The sequence below is a fragment of the Streptomyces sp. IBSNAI002 genome, assembly GCF_052244475.1.
Lineage (GTDB): Bacteria > Actinomycetota > Actinomycetes > Streptomycetales > Streptomycetaceae > Streptomyces.
Map to the genome: position 1 here is coordinate 7649356 of NZ_JBQPXG010000002.1, position 19352 is coordinate 7668707.

A 19352-nucleotide genomic window follows, 5' to 3' on the forward strand; every position below is an offset into this window, starting at 1 on the left:
CACGTCCCACACCGATCACGAACTCCGCGCAGCACAGCAGCAGGAAGGGTCACGGCAGAGACGATGGCACCGAAGACGAAGGCGGCCGGTGACGGCAGCGGCCTGGTGGAGATGGCCTGGGATCCGATCACGCGGATCGTCGGCAGCCTCGGCATCCACACGAAGATCGACTTCAAGCAGAAGCGGGTCGCGGAGTGCTACAGCACCTCGTCGGTCTTCCGCGGCTACAGCGTCTTCATGCGCGGGAAGGACCCTCGGGACGCGCACTTCATCACCAGCCGCATCTGCGGGATCTGCGGTGACAACCACGCCACCTGCTCCGTGTACGCGCAGAACATGGCCTACGGGGTGAAGCCGCCCCACCTCGCCGAGTGGATCATCAACCTCGGCGAGTCGGCGGAGTACATGTTCGACCACAACATCTTCCAGGAGAACCTGGTCGGGGTCGACTACTGCGAGAAGATGGTCCGCGAGACCAACCCCGGCGTCCTGGAACTGGCCGAGCGCACCCCCGCCCCGCACGCCGGCGACCACGGCTTCAAGACCATCGCCGACATCATGCGCTCCCTCAACCCCATCGAGGGCGAGTTCTACCGCGAGGCCCTCCAGGTCTCCCGCTACACGCGCGAGATGTTCTGCCTGATGGAGGGCCGCCACGTACACCCCTCCACGCTCTACCCGGGCGGCGTCGGCACCATCGCCTCCGTCCAGCTCTTCACGGACTACATGAGCCGCCTCATGCGGTACTGCGAGTTCATGAAGCGCGTCGTACCGCTCCACGACGACCTCTTCGACTTCTTCTACGAGGCCCTGCCCGGCTACGAGGAGGTCGGCCGGCGCCGGGTGCTGCTCGGCTGCTGGGGCGCCCTCAACGACCCCGAGTACTGCGACTTCACCTACGCCAACATGACCGACTGGGGACGGAAGATGTTCGTCACCCCGGGCGTGGTCGTCGACGGCAAGCTGGTCACGAACGACCTCACCGAGATCAACCTCGGCATCCGCATCCTGCTCGGCAGCTCGTACTACGACGACTGGCAGGGCCAGGAGCAGTTCGTCACCCACGACCCGCTCGGCAACCCGGTCGACCCCCGCCACCCGTGGAACCAGCACACCATCCCCGCCCCGCAGAAGCGGAACTTCGACGACAAGTACAGCTGGGTGATGTCGCCCCGCTGGTTCGACGGCAAGGACCACCTCGCCCTCGACACCGGCGGCGGCCCCATCGCCCGCCTGTGGTCCACCGCCCTGTCCGGCCTCGTCCACACCGACTACGTCCAGGCCACCGGGCACAGCGTCGTCATCACCCTGCCGCGCACGATGACCAAGCCCGAGACCCGCTTCGAGTGGAAGATCCCGAAGTGGAGCAACGCGCTGGAACGCAACCGCGCGCGCACCTACTTCCAGGCCTACGCGGCCGCCATCGCCCTGCACTGCGCCGAGAAGGGCCTCGCCGAGGTCCGCGCCGGACGCACCCAGACCTGGGAGAAGTTCGAGGTGCCGGACGAGGGGCTCGGCGTCGGCTTCACCGAGGCCGTGCGGGGGGTGCTCTCGCACCACATGGTCATCCGCGACGGGAAGATCGCCAACTACCACCCGTACCCGCCCACCCCGTGGAACGCCAGCACCCGCGACACCTTCGGCACGCCCGGACCGTACGAGGACGCGGTCCAGAACACGCCGATCTTCGAGGAGAACACCCCGGAGAACTTCAAGGGGATCGACATCATGCGCGCCGTGCGCAGCTTCGACCCCTGTCTGCCGTGCGGCGTCCACATGTACGTGGGCGGCGGCAAGACCGTGAAGACCATGCACGTCCCCACCGGCCTGAGCGGACTGGGCGGATGAGCCCGGCCGCCGACGCCCGGCAGACCGGGCACCGCGTCGAGGAGGTGCTCGACCGGCTCGCCGCCACCGGCGACCGCGAGGCGTGCGCCGCCGCCGAGGAACTGGTGCGCGTCCTCATGGACTTCTACGGGGCGGGCCTCGCCCGGATCGTCGCGGGGCTCGGCGAAGCGCCGCTGCGCCCGCTGCTCGACGACGAACTCGTCGCGAGCCTGCTGGCCCTGCACGACCTCCACCCCGAGGACGTGCACGCCCGCATCGCCCGCGCCCTGGCCGCCGCCGGAGACCCGGCGCAGGTGCTCGGTTTCGACGAGGCCACCGGGGTGCTGCGGCTGGGCCCCGAGTCCGCGGGCACCGGCTGCGGCTGCGGCAGCGCGGGCGGGCAGCAGTCCGTCGAGGACACCCTGGCCTCCTTCGCACCCGAGGTCACCCGGGTCGAGCGGGAACAGGCGGCCCCGCAGCCCACCCTGCTGCAGATCTCGGCCCGCCCGCAGACCCCGGCACGGGTGCGGTGAACGGACACCCGGCGCGTACGGGCGCACCGCGCGGCCTGCGGCGGTTCGCGGGCCCGCGTCCGCCGCGCCCCGAAACCTGCGAACTGTGCGGGGTGGCGGTGCCCGAGGACGGCCACCGCCACCTCGTGGAGACCGAGAAGCGGGCCCTGGTCTGCGCCTGCACCGCCTGCGCCCTGCTCTTCGACCGGCCGGGCACCGCCACCGGCCGGTACCGCGCGGTCCCCGGCCGCTACCTCACCGACCCGGGCCATCCGCTCGACGAGGGAGCCTGGGAGCTGCTCCAGATCCCGGTCGGCGTCGCCTTCTTCTTCCGCAACGCCGCCCTCGACCGGCTCGTCGCGCTCTACCCGAGCCCCGCCGGGGCCACCGAGAGCGAGCTCGACCCGCAGACCTGGCAGACCGTGCTCGGCGGCGGCCGGCTGGCCGCCCTGCTCGAAGCCGACGTGGAGGCCCTCCTGCTGCGCCGCTCGGAGGGCCGCACCGACTGCTACCTCGTGCCCATCGACATCTGCTACGAACTCGTGGGCCGGATGAGGCTGCTGTGGCAGGGCTTCGACGGCGGCGCCGAGGCCCGGGCGGCCCTCGAAGCCTTCTTCGAACAGGTCGAACGCCGGGCCAAGGTGCCTGCCGACTCCGCCGGGGCGGCCCCGAGATGACCGACCTCGGATTCACCTGCACCGGGGTGCGCGCCGACGCCTACGCCGCCGGCCCCACCCTCGTCTTCCGGCTGCGGATCACCGCCGCCGGCAACGCCCGGGTGCACGCACTCGCCCTGCGCTGCCAGATCCGCATCGAACCGGCCCGGCGCGGCTACGGCCCCGCCGAGGCCGAGGGCCTGGCCGACCTGTTCGGTGAGCGCGGCCGCTGGGGCACCACCCTCAAGCCCGTGCAGTTCGCCCAGGTCGCGCTGATGGTGCCCGGCTTCACCGGGGAGACCGAGACCGACCTGGTCGTCCCCTGCACCTACGACATGGACATCGCGGCCACCCGTTACTTCCACGCCCTGGAGGAGGGGGAGGCCCCGCTGCTGATGCTGTTCTCCGGCACCGCCTTCACCGGAGCCGGCGGCTTCCGCGTCGAGCCCGTGCCCTGGGACCGCGAAGCCGCGTACCGGCTGCCCGTACCGGTCTGGCGGGAGATGGTCGAGCAGCACTTCCCGGGCTGCGGCTGGCTGCGGCTGCCCCGCGACACGATGGCGGAGCTGCTGGCCTTCCGCTCGAAGCACTCCCTCGCCTCCTGGGAGGCCACCGTGCGCGCCCTCCTCGACGCGGCCGCCGCGGCCGAACCGCCGCCCCCGCCCGTCCGGTTCGGCTCCGTACTGCCCCGTGCCACCGAGAGGACGGCGCCATGACCACGACGGCCGCGACGGACTCCCGCTTCGCCATCGCCCGGCAGGTGGCCGACGCCGTCCTCTTCGAGGGCTACGTGCTCTACCCCTACCGGGCCTCCGCGGCCAAGAACCGGCTGCGCTGGCAGTTCGGCGTACTCGTCCCGCCCGCGTGGGGCCCGGCGCACGGGGAACACGCGCACCAGCAGACCGAGATCCTGATGGAGCCGAAGGGCGGCGCGCAGCTCGCCGTCGAGCTGCGCTTCCTGCACGCGCAGCGCCGCACGGTCCAACAGGCCCTGCCCGACGGCACGTTCGAGGACGTCGCCGAACTGCACCTGGCGGACCGGGTCCTCGTCCCCTGGGACGAGGGGACCGAGGAGCGCGTCGAGCTGTCCGCCGGCGTCGCCGAACTGGCCGGGGACGGACTCGTCCTCCCCTTCCGCCGCCCCGCCCGCGAGAGCACCGAGCCCGTCCTCGACGCCGACGGCCGGCCCATCGGCCGCCTGGTGCGGCGCACCGAGGAGGTCGAGGGCGTCGTACGGCTGAGCGCCACCGAACTCGAAGGCGCCTACCGGGTGTTGAAGCTCACGGCGGTCGTCGAGAACACCAGCCCCTGGACGCCGACGCCGACGCCGACGCCGACGCCGACGCCGCCCGGCCGCGACGAGGCCCTGCCCCGGTCCCTGGTCGCCGCGCACCTCCTGCTCGGCCTCGACTCCGGCTCCTTCCTCTCCATGACCGACCCGCCCGAGTGGGCCAGGGCGGCCGTCGCCACCTGCGCCAACCGCCACACCTGGCCCGTCCTGGCCGGCGAACCCGGCCGGGCCGACGTGGTCCTGTCCTCGCCGATCATCCTGGAGGACCACCCGGCCATCGCCCCCGAGAGCCTCGGCGCGATGTACGACGCCACCGAGATCGACGAGATCCTCGCCCTGCGCACGGCGGCCCTCACCGACCGGGAGAAGCGCGAGGCGCGCGGTACGGACGCCCGCGCCGCCGCGGTCATCGAGCTGGCCGACACCATGCCGCCCCAGGTACTGGAGCGGCTGCACGGGGCGGTGCGCGCCCTCCGCGAGATCACCGGCCCGGACGCGAACCGGCCGGACCGCCCGGAACCCGCCACCGGACTCCCCGGCGAGCAGGCCGTGTTCCGGCCCGACACCCCCTGGTGGGACCCGGCCCGGGACGACACCGCCGACCCCGCGCGCGACCGGATCCTCGTCGACGGCGCCCCGGTGGGCGTCGGCAGCCGGGTCCTGCTCCGCCCGGGCCTGCGCCGCACCGACGCCCAGGACCTGTTCCTCCAGGGCATGGCCGCCAGGGTCGAGGCGGTCCTGCACGACGTGGACGGGGGAGTCCACCTCGCCGTGACCGTCGAGGGCGACCCCGGCGCGGACATCAGACGGGAACAGGGCCGGTTCCTCTACTTCCAGCCCGACGAGGTCACCCCCCTGGAGGACGCGTGAGCGGCAGAACACTGGTCGCCGGCATCGGCAACGTCTTCCTCGGCGACGACGGCTTCGGCGTGGAGACCGTACGGGCCCTGTCCGCGCACCCGCTGCCCGGGACGGTGGAGGTGGTGGACTTCGGCGTCCGCGGAGTCCACCTCGCCTACCAGCTCCTCGACGGCTACGACACGCTCCTGATGCTCGACGCCACCGCACGCGGCGGCGAGCCGGGCACGCTCTACCTCATCGAGGCCGACGGGAGCGGGGGGCCCGGCGGCGCCGTCCTCGACGGCCACCACATGTCCCCCGACGCGGTCCTCGCGCTGCTGGACACCCTGTGTGCCGGGACCGGCACCACCCCGCCCCGCCGGACGCTCGTCGTCGGCTGCGAACCGGCGTCGGTCGAGGAGGGCATCGGCCTGAGCCCACCCGTGGCCGCGGCCGTACCGCTGGCCGCCCGCATGGTGCTGGACCTGCTCCGCGACGAGACCGCCGCGCCCGACCGCGCCGCACTGAGGAGAACCCCATGAAGAAGGCCGTCGTCTACGGGGCCGCCACCGCCGCGCTCGTCCTCGTCCTGCGGGAGGTCCTCCCCGACATCCGGCGCTACCTGCGGTTGACCAGGATGTGAGCCGCCGCCCGCCCGGGACCGCCCCCGCCCCCGAACGGCGTGCGCCCGAACGGCGTACGGGGCGTGTCGTACGTCGGCGTGCCCGCCCGCCCCGCCTCCGTCCTGCCGGTGTAATGAGCCCCGGCAGGACGGAGTCCGATGCACGAGATGTCGATCGCCATGGCCGTCGTCGGCCAGGTGGAGGAAGCGGCCGGGGCCGGCGGCGCGAGCGCGGTGACGGCCGTCCGGCTCGAGGTCGGAGAACTGGCCGGCGTGGTCCCCGATTCCCTGGCCTTCTGCTTCGAACTGGCCTGCGCCGGAACCGTACTGGAAGGTGCCCGCCTGGTCACCGAGACGGTGGCGGCCCGCGCCCGGTGCGGTCACTGCGGGCGGGAGTGGCCGACCGGCATGCCCCCCGAACTGTGCTGCCCCGGCTGCGCGCGGGCCACGGACGTCGAACTGCTCTCCGGCCGCGAGCTGCGGATCCTCACCGTGGACTGGGAGGACGGTCCCGTTCCCGGCGCGGCCCGTACCCGCGAACCGATCTCCGAGGAGGGCTGAACCATGTGCCGAGTGGTCGATCTGCGGCAGGCGGTGCTCGCCAAGAACGACGAGGCCGCGCACACCCTGCGCACCGGACTCACCGCACGCGGAACCGCGGTCGTCAACCTGCTCTCCAGCCCGGGCAGCGGGAAGACGGAGCTGCTGGAGCGGGAGCTGCTCCTGGCCCGGGAGCGGGGGGTGCCGGTGGCCGCGCTGACCGCCGACCTCGCCACCGAGAACGACGCACGGCGGCTGGCCCGTTCCGGAGCACCGGTCAAGCAGGTGCTCACCGACGGGCTCTGCCACCTGGAGGCCGGGATGCTGGGCCGGCACCTGGACGGATGGCTGCCCGAGGACACCCGGATCCTCTTCGTGGAGAACGTGGGCAACCTGGTCTGTCCCGCGTCCTACGACCTCGGGGAGACCCTGCGCGTGGTGCTCGCCTCGGTCACCGAGGGCGAGGACAAGCCGCTGAAGTACCCGACCGCCTTCGGTCTGGCACAGCTGGTGGTGGTCACCAAGACGGACATCGCGCGGGCCGTGGCCTTCGACGAGGCCGCCTTCCGCGCCAACGTCCAGCGGGTCAACCCCGGCGTGGAGGTGGCGCTGACGTCCGCCCGCGCCGGGGAGGGCGTGGGCCTGCTGCTCGACCGGGCGCTGGCGGTGGGCGCGGGGGCCGCGGCGCACACGCCGGTCATGGCGCGGCAGCCCCACGCGCACGGCCACGGGCATGACCACGACCACGATCACCACGACCACGACGATCACCACGACGATCACGGCCACGCCCATGGAACGCCGCACACCGTGGTGCCGACGCGCTGATGGAGACGGTCGAGCGGCGCCGGGTCACCGTCCGGGGCGTGGTGCAGGGCGTCGGCTTCCGGCCCTACGTGTACACCCGCGCCACCGGCCTCGGCCTCGCCGGGCACGTCACCAACACCCCCGAGGGGGTGGTCGCCGAGGTAGAGGGCGCGCCGGCCGCCGTCAGCGAGTTCTGCGACCGGCTCGCCGCGGAGGCGCCCCCGCTGGCGGTGGTGGACGCGGTCGACCACCGCCGGGTGCCGGTCGCGGGCGGCACCGGCTTCAGCATCGTCGCCTCCCGGACCGGCGGCCCCGCCCGCACGCTAGTCCCACCGGACGTGGCCACCTGCGCGGACTGCCTCGCCGAGTTGGCCGACCCGGCCGACCGCCGCCACCGGCACCCCTTCATCACCTGCACGCACTGCGGACCGCGCTTCACCATCGTCACCGGCCTGCCGTACGACCGGGCCCACACCACGATGGCCGCGTTCCCGATGTGCCCCGACTGCGCCCGCGAGTACGCCGACCCCGCCGACCGCCGCTTCCACGCCCAGCCCGTCGCCTGCCCCGCCTGCGGGCCCCGGCTGCGGCTGCTCGCCGGACGTCCGCCCCACGAGGTGACCGGCACCGACCCGGTCGCCGGGGCCCGCAGCATGCTGGCCGCCGGAGCGATCCTCGCCGTCAAGGGGATCGGCGGCTACCACCTGGCCTGCGACGCCTCCCGCCCGGGAGCGGTGGCCGAACTGCGCCGCCGCAAGGCCCGCGGGGACAAGCCGTTCGCCCTGATGGCCCGCGACCTCGCCGACCTCGACCGGCTCGTCCGCACCGGCCCCGAGGAGCGCGCCCTGCTGACCGGGGCGGCCCGCCCGATCGTGCTGCTGCGCCGCCGCGCCGAGGCGCCCGCCGGGGTGGCCGAGGCCGTCGCCCCGCGCTGCCCCGACCTCGGCGTGATGCTCCCGTACACGCCCGTGCACCACCTGCTGCTCGGACTGCCCGGCGACCCGCCGGGCCCCCGGCTGCTCGTCATGACCAGCGGGAACCTCTCCGGGGAGCCCATCGTCACCGACGACGACGAGGCCCTGGACCGGCTCGCCGGCCTCGCCGACGCCTGGCTCACCCACGACCGCCCGATCCACGTGCCCTGCGACGACTCGGTGGTGCGCGTCTGCGACGGCGAGCCGCTGACCGTACGGCGTTCCCGCGGCTACGCCCCGCTGCCCGTCGCGCTCCCGCTGCCGGTCCCCGCGGTCCTCGCCGCCGGGGGAGACCTGAAGAACACCTTCTGCCTCGGCGAGGAACGCCGGGCCTGGCTGTCCGCGCACATCGGCGACATGGACGACCTCGCCACCCAGTACGCCCGCGAACGCGCCGAGCGGCAGCTGGAGTCCATCACCGGCGTCGGCCCCGCCGTCCTCGCCGCCGACCTCCACCCCGGCTACCGCTCCGGGCAGCGCGCCCGCCGCGACGCCGCCGGCCGGCCCCTGGTCCGCGTACAGCACCACCACGCCCACATCGCCTCCGCGATGGCCGAACACGGCCTGGACGGCGGACGGCCGGTGATCGGCGTCGCCTTCGACGGCACCGGCTACGGCGACGACGGCGCGGTCTGGGGCGGCGAGTTCCTCCTGGCCGACTACGCCGGGTACACACGCTTCGCGCACCTCTCCTACGTCCCGCTGCCGGGCGGCGACGCGGCCGTGCACCGCCCCTACCGCATGGCCCTGTCCCAGCTGCGGGCCGCCGGCATCGAATGGACCCCCGACCTGCCCTGCGTCGCGGCCTGTCCGCCCGACGAACTGCGGGTGCTGCGCGCTCAGCTGGAGCGGAACCTGAACTGCGCCCGCACCTCCAGCATGGGCCGCCTCTTCGACGCGGTGTCCTCGCTGGCGGGGGTCTGCCACCGCTCCGGGTACGAGGCGCAGGCCGCGATCGAGCTCGAGAACGCGGCGCTCACCGGCCCCGCCGACGACGGACCCGGTCCGGGGTACGCCTTCGCCCTGCGCCCGCCCCCCGACGGCGCCGCGGGGGCGGTGGCCGCCGATCCGGCGCCGGTGCTGGCCGCCGTGGTGGCCGACGTGCGCGCGGGCACCGACCCGGCGCGGATCGCCCACCGCTTCCACACGGCGGTCGCCGGCCTGGTCGGCGAGCTGTGCGTGCTGGCCCGCGAACGGCACGGACCGGACACGGTCGCGCTGACCGGCGGGGTCTTCGCCAACACCCTGCTCTCCTCGGCCTGCGCCCGCGTCCTGCGCGAGCGGGACTTCACCGTCCTGCGCCACTCCCGGATCCCGCCGAACGACGGCGGACTGTCGCTGGGCCAGCTCATGGTGGCGGCAGCGGCCCACGCCACGGATCACCATTCCTAGCTGAGGAGAACCCATGTGCCTGGCGGTACCGGGCCGAGTGCTCGACATCGGAGAGAAGGACGGCACCCGCATGGCGACCGTCGACTTCGGCGGGGTGCAGAAGGAGGTGTGCCTGGAGTACCTGCCGGACCTCCAGGTCGGTGAGTACGCCATCGTCCACGTGGGGTTCGCCCTCCAGCGCCTCGACGAGGAGTCGGCCCGCCAGACCCTCGAACTCTTCGAGCAGCTCGGCATGTTGCAGGAGGAGTTCGGCGACCCCTGGGAACAGGCCGCGGCCGAGGGCGGCGTCCCGTGGCCGTTCACCGACGACCCTGACGAAGCCGCAGCGCAGGAGGAAGCCCGCCAGTGAAGTACATCGACGAGTTCCAGAACCCCGAGCTCGCCCGCAGGCTGCTCGACGACATCCACGCCACCGTGACCCGTCCATGGGCCCTGATGGAGGTCTGCGGAGGCCAGACGCACACCATCATCCGGCACGGGATCGACCAACTCCTGCCGGATCAGGTCGAGTTGATTCACGGCCCGGGCTGCCCGGTGTGCGTCACCCCGCTGGAGGTCATCGACAAGGCCCTGGAGATCGCCTCCCGTCCCGGCGTCGTCTTCTGCTCCTTCGGCGACATGCTGCGGGTGCCGGGCACCGGCCGCGACCTGTTCCAGGTGCGCAGCGAGGGGGGCGACGTACGGGTCGTCTACTCCCCGCTCGACGCGCTGCGGATCGCGCAGGAGAACCCGGGGCGCGAGGTGGTCTTCTTCGGCATCGGCTTCGAGACCACGGCGCCGCCCAACGCCATGACGGTGTACCAGGCCAGGAAGCTGGGCATCCGCAACTTCAGCCTGCTGGTCTCCCACGTCCGCGTCCCCCCGGCCATCGAGGCGATCATGGGGTCGCCGAGCTGCCGGGTCCAGGGCTTCCTCGCGGCCGGGCACGTGTGCAGTGTGATGGGCATGGGGGAGTACCCGGAGCTGGCGGCCCGCCACCGGGTCCCGATCGTGGTGACCGGCTTCGAACCGCTGGACATCCTCGAAGGCGTGCGGCGGGCCGTACGGCAGCTGGAGCGCGGCGAGCACACGGTCGACAACGCCTACGCGCGCGCGGTGCGCCCGGAGGGGAACCCGGCCGCGCTGGCCATGCTGGAGGACGTCTTCGAGGTGACCGACCGGGCCTGGCGGGGCATCGGGGTGATCCCCGACAGCGGCTGGCGGCTGTCGGAGCGCTACCGGCAGTTCGACGCCGAGCACCGCTTCTCGGTGACGGGCATCAACACCTGCGAGCCCGCCGCGTGCCGCAGCGGCGAGGTGCTCCAGGGTCTGCTCAAGCCGCACGAGTGCGAGGCCTTCGGCACCCTGTGCACCCCGCGCAGCCCGCTCGGCGCCACGATGGTGTCCAGCGAGGGCGCGTGCGCCGCGTACTACCTGTACCGCCGGCTGGAACTCACTCCCGCCCGCACCACCGTTTCGCCGGAGGCGAGCCCCGTTGCCTGAGACCGCGCAGCACACGACCGCGCAGCACACCCCCGCGCTCGACATCACGGGCTGGACCTGCCCGGCCCCCCTGCGCGACCGCCCCCGCGTGGTGATGGGCCACGGCGGGGGCGGGGCGCTCTCGGCCGAACTGGTCCAGCACCTGTTCGCCCCCGCCTTCGGCGGCGAGGTGCTGGCCCAGCTCGGGGACTCCGCCGCGGTCTCCCTGGGCGGGGTCCGGCTGGCCTTCTCCACCGATTCGTACGTCGTACGGCCGCTGTTCTTCCCGGGCGGCTGCATCGGCGACCTGGCGGTCAACGGCACGGTCAACGACCTGGCCATGAGCGGGGCCGGGGCCGCCTACCTCTCCTGCGGGTTCATCCTCGAAGAGGGCGTCGAGCTGTCGGTCGTGGCACGCGTGGCCGAGGCGCTCGGAGCCGCCGCGCGCGCCGCCGGGGTGGAGGTGGCGACCGGCGACACCAAGGTCGTCGAGACGGGGCACGGCGACGGCGTCTACGTCAACACCGCGGGCATCGGGCTGATCCCCACCGGCGTGGACCTGCGTCCCCAACGGGTCGTCCCCGGTGACGTCGTCATCGTCAGCGGTGAGATCGGCCTGCACGGGGTGGCCATCCTGAGCGTCCGGGACGGGCTGGAGTTCGGCGTGGACATCGCGAGCGACTGCGCGCCCCTGAACGGCCTCGTCCGGGCCATGCTCGCCGTCACCCCGGACCTGCACGTCCTGCGCGACCCCACCCGCGGGGGCCTGGCGGCCGCGCTCAACGAGATTGCGGCCGCCTCCGGGACCGGTGTCGTCATCCAGGAGGGCCGCGTGCCGGTCCCCGCCGCCGTCGCGAACGCGTGCGCGATCCTCGGTCTCGACCCGCTGTACGTGGCCAACGAGGGCAAGCTGGTCGCGTTCGTCCCGCGCGAGCACGCGGACGCCGTCCTCGACGCGATGCGCGCCCACCCGCTGGGCCGGCACGCGGCGGTGATCGGCGAGGCGGTCGCCGACCATCCCGGCCTGGTCGTGGCGCGTACGGGCCTCGGCGGCACCCGGGTGGTCGACCTGCCGATCGGGGAGCAACTGCCGCGCATCTGCTGACGCGGGCCGGGCAGGAGATGATGGAAGGGGAGGGCTGTAGGGGAGGGGCGTTTCTGCGAGGCCGGACCGAGCGCGGAGGAGGTGTGCGTGCCATGACGGAGCACGACGGCGGTCCGTCGGCGCGGAATCTGGAGGAAGGCCGCCTGCTCAAGGAGCTGGAGGCCATCCACCGCACGCGACACGAGACGCTGCTGCACGGGTCGGACGACGCCCTGGTCACCCACACGCAGCGGATGAACGAGCTGGAGCACGAGTACGTGCGCCGGCACCCGCAGCGGGCCCAGACGGCCGGCCGCACCCGTTCGGGCGCGCGGGCCCGCGGGGCCGCGGAGCAGGGCGCGCAGTAGCCCGGAGCGGCACGCGGGACGCGGCACGGGTACGCCCGGGGCCGCTGCCGCGGCCCGGTCAGTCCTTGCGGGTGTAGCGCGTGCGCGCCCACAGCGGCAGGGCGAACCAGCACAGCAGGTACCAGGCCAGTACGCCGGCCACCAGCCAGGGCACGAACGCGTTGTGCGTGGCCGCCCGCAGCACCAGCAGGAGCGCTGCGGTCAGGGTGGCCAGCAGCAGGAGGGTGCCCGCGAACGTCAGCCGTGAGGCCCAGACGACCGTCTCGGGCTTCATCCGGCGGCCCGAGACGATGCGGTGGAAGACGACCGGGCCGATGAGCGCGCCCGTGGACAGGGACCCCAGGAGTACGGTGATGATGTAGATCGTCTTGTCGGTCTGGGGCAGGCCCTGGAAGTGCGGCGTGAAGACGACCGTCAGCAGGAAACCGAAGAGGATCTGCACGCCCGTCTGGGCGACCCGGATCTCCTGCACCAGTTCCTGCCACTGCCGGTCCGCGCGCTCTTCCTCGCTCTCGTTCCTGCCGTCACCCCTTCCGGCGCCGTCTCCCTCTTCGCGCATGCCCGCCTCCCGATGGGTGTCACCGCCGGGCCTGCCGGCCCCCGGTGGCGCTCTCGTTCCGCATTGCGTCCATGGTCCCCCCCGCGATCGTCGGACGGCAGGTGCGGGAACGAGCCCGCAATGGGTCATGCTTGCCTCGAATGAGACATCTTTGTATCATTCGAGGCGAAGGAGGCTCATCATGGTGTCCGAAGAACAGCTGCTGGACAGCGCCGCGCGCGTCCTCGCCGGCGACCACAGCGCCTCGATGGTGCAGATCGCGGCCCGTACCGGCACCAGCCGTGCCACGCTCGGCCGCCGCTACGCGACCCGCGAGGCGCTGCTCAAAGCCGTAGCCGTCCGGGCGATCGAGGTGGTCGACGACTGCCTCGCCCCGGTCTGCCTGCCCGAGACCGCCGACGGCCCGGCCTTCGACGCCGCCCTGGAGGAGCTGGTCGTCGCCCTGCTGCCCGTCGCGCACCTGTACGGCTTCGCCTCGCGCGACGCCACCGTCCTCGCCGACCCGGAGTTCCGGGCCGGCGTCGACCGGCAGGACCAGCGGGCGCTGGCCTTCCTCGCCCACGGGCAGCGGCTGGGGCGGCTGCGCACCGACCTGCCGCCGTACTGGATCTGGTACTCGCTGTGCGGCCTGCTCGACGCCGCCTCCGAAGGCGTCCGCGACGGGCACCTCGCCCCCCGCCAGACCGGCCGTCTGGTGCTCACGTCCTTCCTCGGCGGGACCCGGCCCCCCGGACCGCCGTCCGCGTAGCCGCCGCCCCGCCCCTCTCCGTGCACAGACCCGAACGGAACCTCATGCATCCCGCCGCGCTCGACCCCCGCCGGTGGATCGTCCTCGCGATCCTCTCCGGCAGCCTCCTGCTGATCTCCATGGACACCACGATCCTCAACGTGGCCTTCCCCTCCCTCGTCGGCGACCTCCAGCCCAGCGCCGTACAGCAGCTGTGGATCATCGACATCTACGCGCTCGCGCTGTCCGGCCTGCTGGTCACCGCGGGAGCGCTCGGAGACCGCTGGGGGCGCAAGCGACTGCTCATGGTGGGCTTCGGGATCTTCTCGCTGGCCTCGCTCACGGCCGTCTTCGCCACCGAGGCCTGGCACGTCATAGCCGCCCGCGCGCTCCTCGGCATCGGCGGCGCGGCCATCATGCCCTCGACCCTGTCGATCCTGCGCAGCGTCTTCACCGACGCCAAGGAGCGGGCCTTCGCCCTCGCCGTCTGGGCGGCCGTGTTCGGCGGCGGCATGGCCTTCGGTCCGGTCGTCGGCGGACTGCTCGTCCAGGACCACGGCTGGCACTCCGCCTTCCTGCTCAACCTGCCCGTCGCCGCCCTCATCGTCGCCGCGGGCCTGCGCTACCTGCCCGAATCCCGCTCCCCGCGCAGCACCGGCGCCTGGGACTGGTGGGGCGTCGGCCAGTCCATCGTCGGCATGCTCGCCCTCGCGGGCGGCATCAAGCAGCTCGGCAAGAGCGGTGTCGGCGACCCGCTGCCGTGGGCCCTGCTGGCCGTGGCCGCCGCCCTGCTGACCGTCTTCGTACGCCGCCAGCTGCGCCGGGACAACCCGCTGCTCCAGGTACGGCTGTTCGCCAAGCCCGCCTTCAGCGTCGCGGCGACCGCGATCTTCCTGCCCATGGTGGGCATGGGCGCGATCCTGTTCCTGGTCACCCAGTGGTTCCAGTACGGCCAGGGCTACACCCCGCTGGAGGCCGGTCTGCGCCTGCTGCCCGCCCCGCTCGCGCTGATCTGCGGCTCGATGGTGGCCCCCACCCTCATGCAGCGCTTCGCGATCCGGCACGTACTGGGCGCGGGCCTGGTCGTCCTGGCCGCAGGCATGGCCCTGCCCTGGGCCTTCCAGCAGTTCACCGACCTCGGGTACCCGGCCTTCGCGGCCGCCCTGACCGTCATGGGCCTGGGCGCCGGCATCGCGACCACCGTCGCCTCGGTCACGCTGATCTCCTCGGCGCCCGCGGACGAGGTCTCCAGCGCCGCCGCGATCGAGGAGACCTGCTACGAACTGGGCTCGGCCATGGGCGTGGCCGTCCTCGGCTCGACCGCGGCCGCGCTCTACCGGGGCAACCTGCCCGCCCTCGACCTGGACGGGCCGAGCGCCGCGGCGGTACGGGACTCCGTCGGCGAGGCCGCACACGTCGCCGAGACGCTGGGCGGCGCCGTCGGCCAGGCCCTGATCGACACCGCCTCGCAGGCCTACACCCTCGCGATCACCCCGGCGTTCCTCATGGCCGGCGGGCTCGCGGTCGCCGCGGCGGCCACGACCTGGGCGCTCATTCCGCGCGACCTGCGGCCCACCGAGAACCACTGATCCGAACCGACCCGAACACGGGCGCGGCGGGCGCCGGGCCCAGCGTGGTGGTGCCCGGCGCCGCGCGGTGGCCCAGCCCCGTCCGGTACGCGTCCAGGGCGGCCTCGGTCCGGCCCGTCCGGCGCAGCAGATCGCCCAGCATCCGGCACAGGTCCGCGAGGTCGCCGCTGGCCCCGCTGCGTTCCAGCAGTGCCAGCGCCTGCACGTAGTGCTCCTCGGCGGTCTCCGGCTCACCCCGCTCCTCGGCCATCAGGCCGAGGAGCCGGTGTGCGCCCGCAGCGTGCACGGCGCCGTGGCTGTCGCCCAGCTCCAGCAGGGCCGAGAGCAGCTCGGCGGCCTCCGCGGACCGGCCGAGCCGGCGCAGCACGTCCGCCAGCTCCACCTCCACCTGCGCCGTGTACAGGGCGGCGCGCCGGGCGGCCAGCATCTCCCGGGCCGTTCGCAACTCCCTCTCGGCCGCGTCGAGTTCGCCGTTCTGTGCCTGCACGTACCCGCGCATCCAGTGGCAGTGCGCCAGGTCGGTCCGCAGCCGCAGCTGCCCGTAGATGGCCTGGGCCTTGGCGAGCGAGGCGTCGGCGTCGGCGGCCCGGCCCTCGGCCAGGAACGTCCGCGCGACCTGCCGGTGCATCCCCGCCACCAGTGCCGGATCGCTGACCTGCGGGGCCAGCGCCAGGGCGAGCTCGGCCGCGTGGGCGGCGCGGGCGTGGGCGCCCATGTCGATGTACGGCCCGATCACCGCGGCGTAGAGCAGCACCAGCGCCTCGGGATCGGCCAGCCCGCTCGTGCCCAGCTCGTCGATGGTGGACTCCAGCAGGTAGCAGGCGTAGCGCAGCTCTCCCGCGAGCAGGTGGGCGACGGCGCGGCCGCGGATGGGGCGGGCCCGGCGGGGCAGCGGCTCATCGGCCAGCAGGCGCTCGGCCGCCTCGAAGTGACCGATCGCGTCCGTGAGTTCCCCGGACTCCAGGGCGCACTCGCCCAGCCCGAGCAGTGCCTCCGCCTGCTCCGGGACCAGCGCCAGCTCCCGCGCCTCGTCGAGCAGCCCCCGGTACCGTACGGCCGCCTCGTCGGCCGCGCCGGTGCCGAGCGTCTGCTGGGCGTCGGCGAGCGCCAGCCGCAGCTCGGTGGCCAGGTGGGCGGGGCGGCCGGTGGTGAGCTCCTCGTACGAAGTGCCCAGGCGCCCGGCGAGGAAGCGCAGCGCGGTCTCGGACGGGCGGACCCGGCCCGACTCCAGCGTCGAGATGTAGGCGGGCGTGTAACTGGGCTCCGCCAGCTGCCGCTGGGTCATGCCCAGTTCGGTGCGCATCCGCTGAACCCTGCCGCCGATGCGGGCCGGTTCGTCCATGAAATCCCCCTGGTTGCTCGAACTCCCCAGTATTCAGGGGGATCAGGTCATTGCGCACGCCCCGCGCGCCACCTAGTTTAAGCAACCGATTCAGCAGACTTAACTTCCTGCTTAATCGTCGGATCGACTGCCTTTCCAGGGGGAGGACTTCATGCGTCCAGTCAGAGGCCGGATCAGGGGGCCGGTGCTGCGCGCCGCCCTCGCGGCAGCCTGCGCGGCGGCCGTTCTGATGACGGCGGCGCCGGCCGGCGCGGCCGGCACGGCGCCGCCGGCGGGCGGGTTCGAGGTCGAGATACCGGGGCCGGAGCACGGCGGCGACGCCGGGTCCGGCCACATCCGCGTACCGGCCGCCGGGGCCCGGGCGAAGACCGCGGGCGGGCTCTCCGAGGCCGAGCGGGCCGCCGACGGCGAGGTCGCCAAGATGATCGACAACGGCCCCACGGGCGACCGCCTCGACGTGGTCGTCATCGGCGACGGCTACACCTCGGCCGAGCTGGAACGGTTCCGCACCGACGCCCGGCAGAAGTGGGACGAGGTGACGGCCGTCGAGCCGTACACCACCTACCGCAACCTCTTCAACGTGTGGACGGTCGACGCCGTCTCGCGCGAGTCCGGCGTCTCCGGCGACCCCACCCCGTCCACCGTCCGCGACACCGCCCTCGGTTCGTACTTCTGGTGCGAGGAGATCGAACGGCTCCTGTGCGTGGACCAGCCCAAGGTCGACGCGTACGTGGCGAAGGCCCCGGCGGCCGACCTGGTCATCGTGCTGGCCAACAGCGCCAAGTACGGCGGAGCCGGCTACAACGAGCCCAGCGCCACGCTCGGCTACGAGGGCATATCGACCGCCTCGGCGGGCCACCCGAAGTCCGGCCAGGTGGCCATCCACGAGACCGGCCACTCGCTCGGCAAGCTCGCCGACGAGTACTTCTACGCCGGCGTCCCGGAGTACGAGGAGTACGCCGGCCCCGAGCCCGCCGAGTCCAACAGCTCCGCCCTGACCGCCGACCGGATGGCCGGCCGGCGGGCCAAGTGGCACCGCTGGCTCGGCGAAACCTCCCCGGACGGCGGCACGGTCGGCACGTACGAGGGCGGCGGGTACTACACCACCGGGCTGTACCGGCCCACGGATAACTCGATCATGCGGGTGCTGGGCAGGCCCTTCAACCTGCCCGGCGTCGAGGCGATGATCGGCGGCTTCCACCGGCACGCGCGGACCGTCACGCCCCTCACCCCGACCGACCGCACCCTGCGGCTACGGCACACGGCGAAGGCGGCCGTGCCGAGGCTGGCCGGAGCGGACGGCCGTCAGCTCCGGGTCAGGTGGTACCTGGACGGCAGGGAGCTGAAGAGGTTCGAGGGCCGCACCGAGGTGGCGGTGGCGGACCTGTGGCTCTTCGACCCGCGCACCCACCGGCTCACGGTCACGGCCGAGGACCGCACCCCCTCGGTGCGCGACCCGGAGATCGCCCGCACCCTGCGGTCCACGGCCGAGTGGAAGGTCCGCCTCTGAGCCCGTCCGCCCTGCTGCCCTGCCGCCCCGCCGCCGGGTCCCCGTCCCTCAGACCCGGCGCCAGGCGGCCATCGCCCAGGAGAACAGCCCGAACAGCATGAGCCCGGCGGCGACCAGCACCAGGAGCCACGGTCCCGCCGGGGTCTGGGTGAACGCGCGGAGGGTGTCGTCGACACCCTTCGCCTCCGACGGGTCGAAGCGCACCGCCGCGTACACGACGAAGGCGCCCGCCGCGGCGAAGACGGCGCCGCGGGCCACGCCGCCGGTCACACCGAGGAACTCGACCGCCTTGCGGACCCCCTCCGGCATCCGGTCCGTCTTCAGGTGCTTGAGGAAGGTGCGCATCGCGGCCCGTACGGCGATCACGGCGCCCCCGACGGCGATCGCCGTACCGGCCGCCCCGACCCACCACGGACCGCCCGGCAGTTCCATCACCCTGGCCGTCACGTCACGCGACTGCTCGTCGCCGGACTGCCCGCCGCCGGACCCGGCCGCGAAGGACAGCACCGAGAAGGCGACGGCTCCGTAGAACACCGCCCGGGCCGCCGACGCCAGCCGCTTGCCCGCCTTGTGGCCGTCGGGGCCCGCCGCGCCGAACACCGCCTCCGACAGCCGCCACAGCATCATGCACACCACGCCGACGCCGACGGCCCACACGAGGAAACCGCCGAGGGGCTGCCGGGCGAGCTCCTGCAGCGCGCCCGTGCGGTCCGCCTCCTGCCCGCCGTCACCGAAGGCCACCCGCAGCGCGAGCAGCCCGACCAGCACGTACAGCACGCCGCGTGCCACCAGCCCGCACCGGGCCACCACTTCGCGGCCCGTGCCGCCCCGTGAGGCGGTACGCACACCCTCGCGCGCCGCGCTTTCGCGTGTCTTGCCGCCGCTCGTCATGACACGCGGCTACCCGGGGCGGGCCGCTCCATGCCCGCGCGCCGCCGCACCGGTCCGCACCGGTCCGGGCCGCCGGGGCAACGCGGCGGCCGGTGGCCGCCGCGACGGGGATCGCGGCTGCCACCGGCCGGGGTGCGCAAGGGGCCGGCGGAGAGCGGACTACATGGGGTCCATGCCCCGGTCGTCCATCCGGCCCTCCTGCTCGCTCTGCTCCTGGAGCCGGCGGGCCTTGTCGCGCAGCCGCTGCTTCTCCTCCGGATCCTGTGAGCGGTCGGCCGCATCGTTCAGTTCCTGGGCCTTGGCGCGCATCTGCTGGGACCGGCCGCGGGACTCGCCTGAAACGCTCATGATCGCTCCTTG

21 protein-coding genes are annotated in these 19352 nt (G+C 73.6%); 17 read left to right on the plus strand and 4 right to left on the minus strand.

Annotated features, from left to right (window positions below; all coding sequences use genetic code 11):
• Positions 1 to 63: 63 nt before the first annotated feature.
• The 14 genes from ACTVZO_RS35475 (at position 64) to ACTVZO_RS35540 (ending at position 12374) form a co-directional block, all read left to right on the plus strand.
• Positions 64 to 1848 (plus strand): nickel-dependent hydrogenase large subunit, encoded by a 1785-nt coding sequence (locus ACTVZO_RS35475; RefSeq protein ID WP_443302242.1) that lies wholly within the window; start codon positions 64 to 66, stop codon positions 1846 to 1848.
• Positions 1845 to 2360, plus strand: a complete 516-nt coding sequence (locus ACTVZO_RS35480) for a hypothetical protein (RefSeq protein ID WP_443302243.1) — start codon at positions 1845 to 1847, stop codon at positions 2358 to 2360. Before ACTVZO_RS35475 ends, ACTVZO_RS35480 begins: the two co-directional genes overlap by 4 nt.
• Positions 2357 to 3016 carry a DUF5947 family protein gene (locus tag ACTVZO_RS35485; protein WP_443302244.1) on the plus strand — a complete coding sequence of 220 codons (660 nt, stop codon included), beginning with the start codon at positions 2357 to 2359 and terminating at the stop codon, positions 3014 to 3016. Before ACTVZO_RS35480 ends, ACTVZO_RS35485 begins: the two co-directional genes overlap by 4 nt.
• Positions 3013 to 3711 (plus strand): DUF6084 family protein, encoded by a 699-nt coding sequence (locus ACTVZO_RS35490; RefSeq protein WP_443302245.1) that lies wholly within the window; start codon positions 3013 to 3015, stop codon positions 3709 to 3711. The genes ACTVZO_RS35485 and ACTVZO_RS35490 overlap by 4 nt, the downstream gene beginning before the upstream one ends.
• Entirely contained in the window at positions 3708 to 5156 is a 1449-nt protein-coding gene (locus ACTVZO_RS35495; protein WP_443302246.1) for a hypothetical protein, read from the plus strand. The genes ACTVZO_RS35490 and ACTVZO_RS35495 overlap by 4 nt, the downstream gene beginning before the upstream one ends.
• Complete coding sequence (locus ACTVZO_RS35500; protein ID WP_443302247.1) at positions 5153 to 5668, plus strand: hydrogenase maturation protease; 516 nt, start codon at positions 5153 to 5155, stop codon at positions 5666 to 5668. Before ACTVZO_RS35495 ends, ACTVZO_RS35500 begins: the two co-directional genes overlap by 4 nt.
• Entirely contained in the window at positions 5665 to 5769 is a 105-nt protein-coding gene (locus ACTVZO_RS35505; RefSeq protein ID WP_384217651.1) for a DUF6893 family small protein, read from the plus strand. Before ACTVZO_RS35500 ends, ACTVZO_RS35505 begins: the two co-directional genes overlap by 4 nt.
• 138 nt (positions 5770 to 5907) lie before the next feature.
• A complete protein-coding gene (locus ACTVZO_RS35510; RefSeq protein ID WP_443302248.1) occupies positions 5908 to 6309 on the plus strand; it encodes a hydrogenase maturation nickel metallochaperone HypA/HybF in 402 nt (133 codons plus the stop codon).
• Between the two features lie 3 nt (positions 6310 to 6312).
• Positions 6313 to 7116: a hydrogenase nickel incorporation protein HypB gene (gene hypB / locus ACTVZO_RS35515; protein WP_443302249.1), complete on the plus strand. Its 804-nt coding sequence runs from the start codon at positions 6313 to 6315 to the stop codon at positions 7114 to 7116.
• Positions 7116 to 9461 carry a carbamoyltransferase HypF gene (hypF, locus tag ACTVZO_RS35520; protein ID WP_443302250.1) on the plus strand — a complete coding sequence of 782 codons (2346 nt, stop codon included), beginning with the start codon at positions 7116 to 7118 and terminating at the stop codon, positions 9459 to 9461. The genes hypB and hypF overlap by 1 nt, the downstream gene beginning before the upstream one ends.
• Positions 9462 to 9474: 13 nt before the next feature.
• Positions 9475 to 9810, plus strand: coding sequence for a HypC/HybG/HupF family hydrogenase formation chaperone (gene hypC, locus ACTVZO_RS35525; RefSeq protein WP_443302251.1), 336 nt, complete (start codon positions 9475 to 9477; stop codon positions 9808 to 9810).
• Entirely contained in the window at positions 9807 to 10943 is a 1137-nt protein-coding gene (hypD, locus tag ACTVZO_RS35530) for a hydrogenase formation protein HypD (RefSeq protein ID WP_443302252.1), read from the plus strand. Before hypC ends, hypD begins: the two co-directional genes overlap by 4 nt.
• Entirely contained in the window at positions 10936 to 12027 is a 1092-nt protein-coding gene (gene hypE / locus ACTVZO_RS35535) for a hydrogenase expression/formation protein HypE (protein WP_443302253.1), read from the plus strand. Before hypD ends, hypE begins: the two co-directional genes overlap by 8 nt.
• Positions 12028 to 12119: 92 nt before the next feature.
• Complete coding sequence (locus tag ACTVZO_RS35540; protein ID WP_443302254.1) at positions 12120 to 12374, plus strand: DUF6158 family protein; 255 nt, start codon at positions 12120 to 12122, stop codon at positions 12372 to 12374.
• Positions 12375 to 12432: 58 nt separating this feature from the next.
• On the opposite strand, the gene ACTVZO_RS35545 is transcribed toward ACTVZO_RS35540, so the two are convergent.
• A complete protein-coding gene (locus ACTVZO_RS35545; RefSeq protein WP_443302255.1) occupies positions 12433 to 12933 on the minus strand; it encodes a DUF6328 family protein in 501 nt (166 codons plus the stop codon).
• A gap of 181 nt (positions 12934 to 13114) precedes the next feature.
• On the opposite strand from ACTVZO_RS35545, the gene ACTVZO_RS35550 reads away from it, so the two are divergent.
• Entirely contained in the window at positions 13115 to 13681 is a 567-nt protein-coding gene (locus ACTVZO_RS35550) for a TetR/AcrR family transcriptional regulator (RefSeq protein ID WP_443302256.1), read from the plus strand.
• A 44-nt stretch (positions 13682 to 13725) separates the two neighbouring features.
• On the plus strand, positions 13726 to 15249 hold the full coding sequence (locus tag ACTVZO_RS35555) for an MFS transporter (RefSeq protein ID WP_443302257.1): 1524 nt from the start codon (positions 13726 to 13728) through the stop codon (positions 15247 to 15249).
• Here the strand turns inward: ACTVZO_RS35555 and ACTVZO_RS35560 are convergent.
• Complete coding sequence (locus ACTVZO_RS35560) at positions 15212 to 16591, minus strand: tetratricopeptide repeat protein (protein ID WP_443302258.1); 1380 nt, start codon at positions 16589 to 16591, stop codon at positions 15212 to 15214. The two genes, ACTVZO_RS35555 and ACTVZO_RS35560, sit on opposite strands and share 38 nt — an antisense overlap.
• Before the next feature lie 151 nt (positions 16592 to 16742).
• Here ACTVZO_RS35560 and ACTVZO_RS35565 point away from each other — a divergent pair, with 151 nt between their 5' ends.
• Positions 16743 to 18101, plus strand: a complete 1359-nt coding sequence (locus tag ACTVZO_RS35565; RefSeq protein ID WP_443302259.1) for a M64 family metallopeptidase — start codon at positions 16743 to 16745, stop codon at positions 18099 to 18101.
• 48 nt (positions 18102 to 18149) lie between these two features.
• Here the strand turns inward: ACTVZO_RS35565 and ACTVZO_RS35570 are convergent, their stop codons facing one another.
• Together ACTVZO_RS35570 and ACTVZO_RS35575 are read right to left on the minus strand one after the other, a co-directional pair.
• Positions 18150 to 18992 carry a DUF1206 domain-containing protein gene (locus tag ACTVZO_RS35570; RefSeq protein WP_443302260.1) on the minus strand — a complete coding sequence of 281 codons (843 nt, stop codon included), beginning with the start codon at positions 18990 to 18992 and terminating at the stop codon, positions 18150 to 18152.
• A gap of 159 nt (positions 18993 to 19151) precedes the next feature.
• The gene (locus ACTVZO_RS35575; protein WP_362301810.1) at positions 19152 to 19340 is read right to left on the minus strand and encodes a DUF6381 family protein; all 189 of its coding nucleotides are present in this window, start codon (positions 19338 to 19340) and stop codon (positions 19152 to 19154) included.
• Positions 19341 to 19352: the final 12 nt, after the last annotated feature.

Excerpts from the sequence above, each read along its gene's own strand:
- ACTVZO_RS35475 (WP_443302242.1), top strand. The coding sequence starts at position 64 with ATGGCACCGAAGACGAAGGCGGCCGGTGACGGCAGCGGCCTGGTGGAG.
- ACTVZO_RS35480 (WP_443302243.1), top strand. The coding sequence starts at position 1,845 with ATGAGCCCGGCCGCCGACGCCCGGCAGACCGGGCACCGCGTCGAGGAG.
- ACTVZO_RS35490 (WP_443302245.1), top strand. The coding sequence starts at position 3,013 with ATGACCGACCTCGGATTCACCTGCACCGGGGTGCGCGCCGACGCCTAC.
- ACTVZO_RS35495 (WP_443302246.1), top strand. The coding sequence starts at position 3,708 with ATGACCACGACGGCCGCGACGGACTCCCGCTTCGCCATCGCCCGGCAG.
- ACTVZO_RS35505 (WP_384217651.1), top strand. The coding sequence starts at position 5,665 with ATGAAGAAGGCCGTCGTCTACGGGGCCGCCACCGCCGCGCTCGTCCTC.
- ACTVZO_RS35510 (WP_443302248.1), top strand. The coding sequence starts at position 5,908 with ATGCACGAGATGTCGATCGCCATGGCCGTCGTCGGCCAGGTGGAGGAA.
- hypB (WP_443302249.1), top strand. The coding sequence starts at position 6,313 with ATGTGCCGAGTGGTCGATCTGCGGCAGGCGGTGCTCGCCAAGAACGAC.
- hypF (WP_443302250.1), top strand. The coding sequence starts at position 7,116 with ATGGAGACGGTCGAGCGGCGCCGGGTCACCGTCCGGGGCGTGGTGCAG.
- hypC (WP_443302251.1), top strand. The coding sequence starts at position 9,475 with ATGTGCCTGGCGGTACCGGGCCGAGTGCTCGACATCGGAGAGAAGGAC.
- ACTVZO_RS35540 (WP_443302254.1), top strand. The coding sequence starts at position 12,120 with ATGACGGAGCACGACGGCGGTCCGTCGGCGCGGAATCTGGAGGAAGGC.
- ACTVZO_RS35545 (WP_443302255.1), bottom strand. The coding sequence starts at position 12,933 with ATGCGCGAAGAGGGAGACGGCGCCGGAAGGGGTGACGGCAGGAACGAG.
- ACTVZO_RS35550 (WP_443302256.1), top strand. The coding sequence starts at position 13,115 with ATGGTGTCCGAAGAACAGCTGCTGGACAGCGCCGCGCGCGTCCTCGCC.
- ACTVZO_RS35555 (WP_443302257.1), top strand. The coding sequence starts at position 13,726 with ATGCATCCCGCCGCGCTCGACCCCCGCCGGTGGATCGTCCTCGCGATC.
- ACTVZO_RS35560 (WP_443302258.1), bottom strand. The coding sequence starts at position 16,591 with ATGGACGAACCGGCCCGCATCGGCGGCAGGGTTCAGCGGATGCGCACC.
- ACTVZO_RS35565 (WP_443302259.1), top strand. The coding sequence starts at position 16,743 with ATGCGTCCAGTCAGAGGCCGGATCAGGGGGCCGGTGCTGCGCGCCGCC.
- ACTVZO_RS35570 (WP_443302260.1), bottom strand. The coding sequence starts at position 18,992 with ATGACGAGCGGCGGCAAGACACGCGAAAGCGCGGCGCGCGAGGGTGTG.
- ACTVZO_RS35575 (WP_362301810.1), bottom strand. The coding sequence starts at position 19,340 with ATGAGCGTTTCAGGCGAGTCCCGCGGCCGGTCCCAGCAGATGCGCGCC.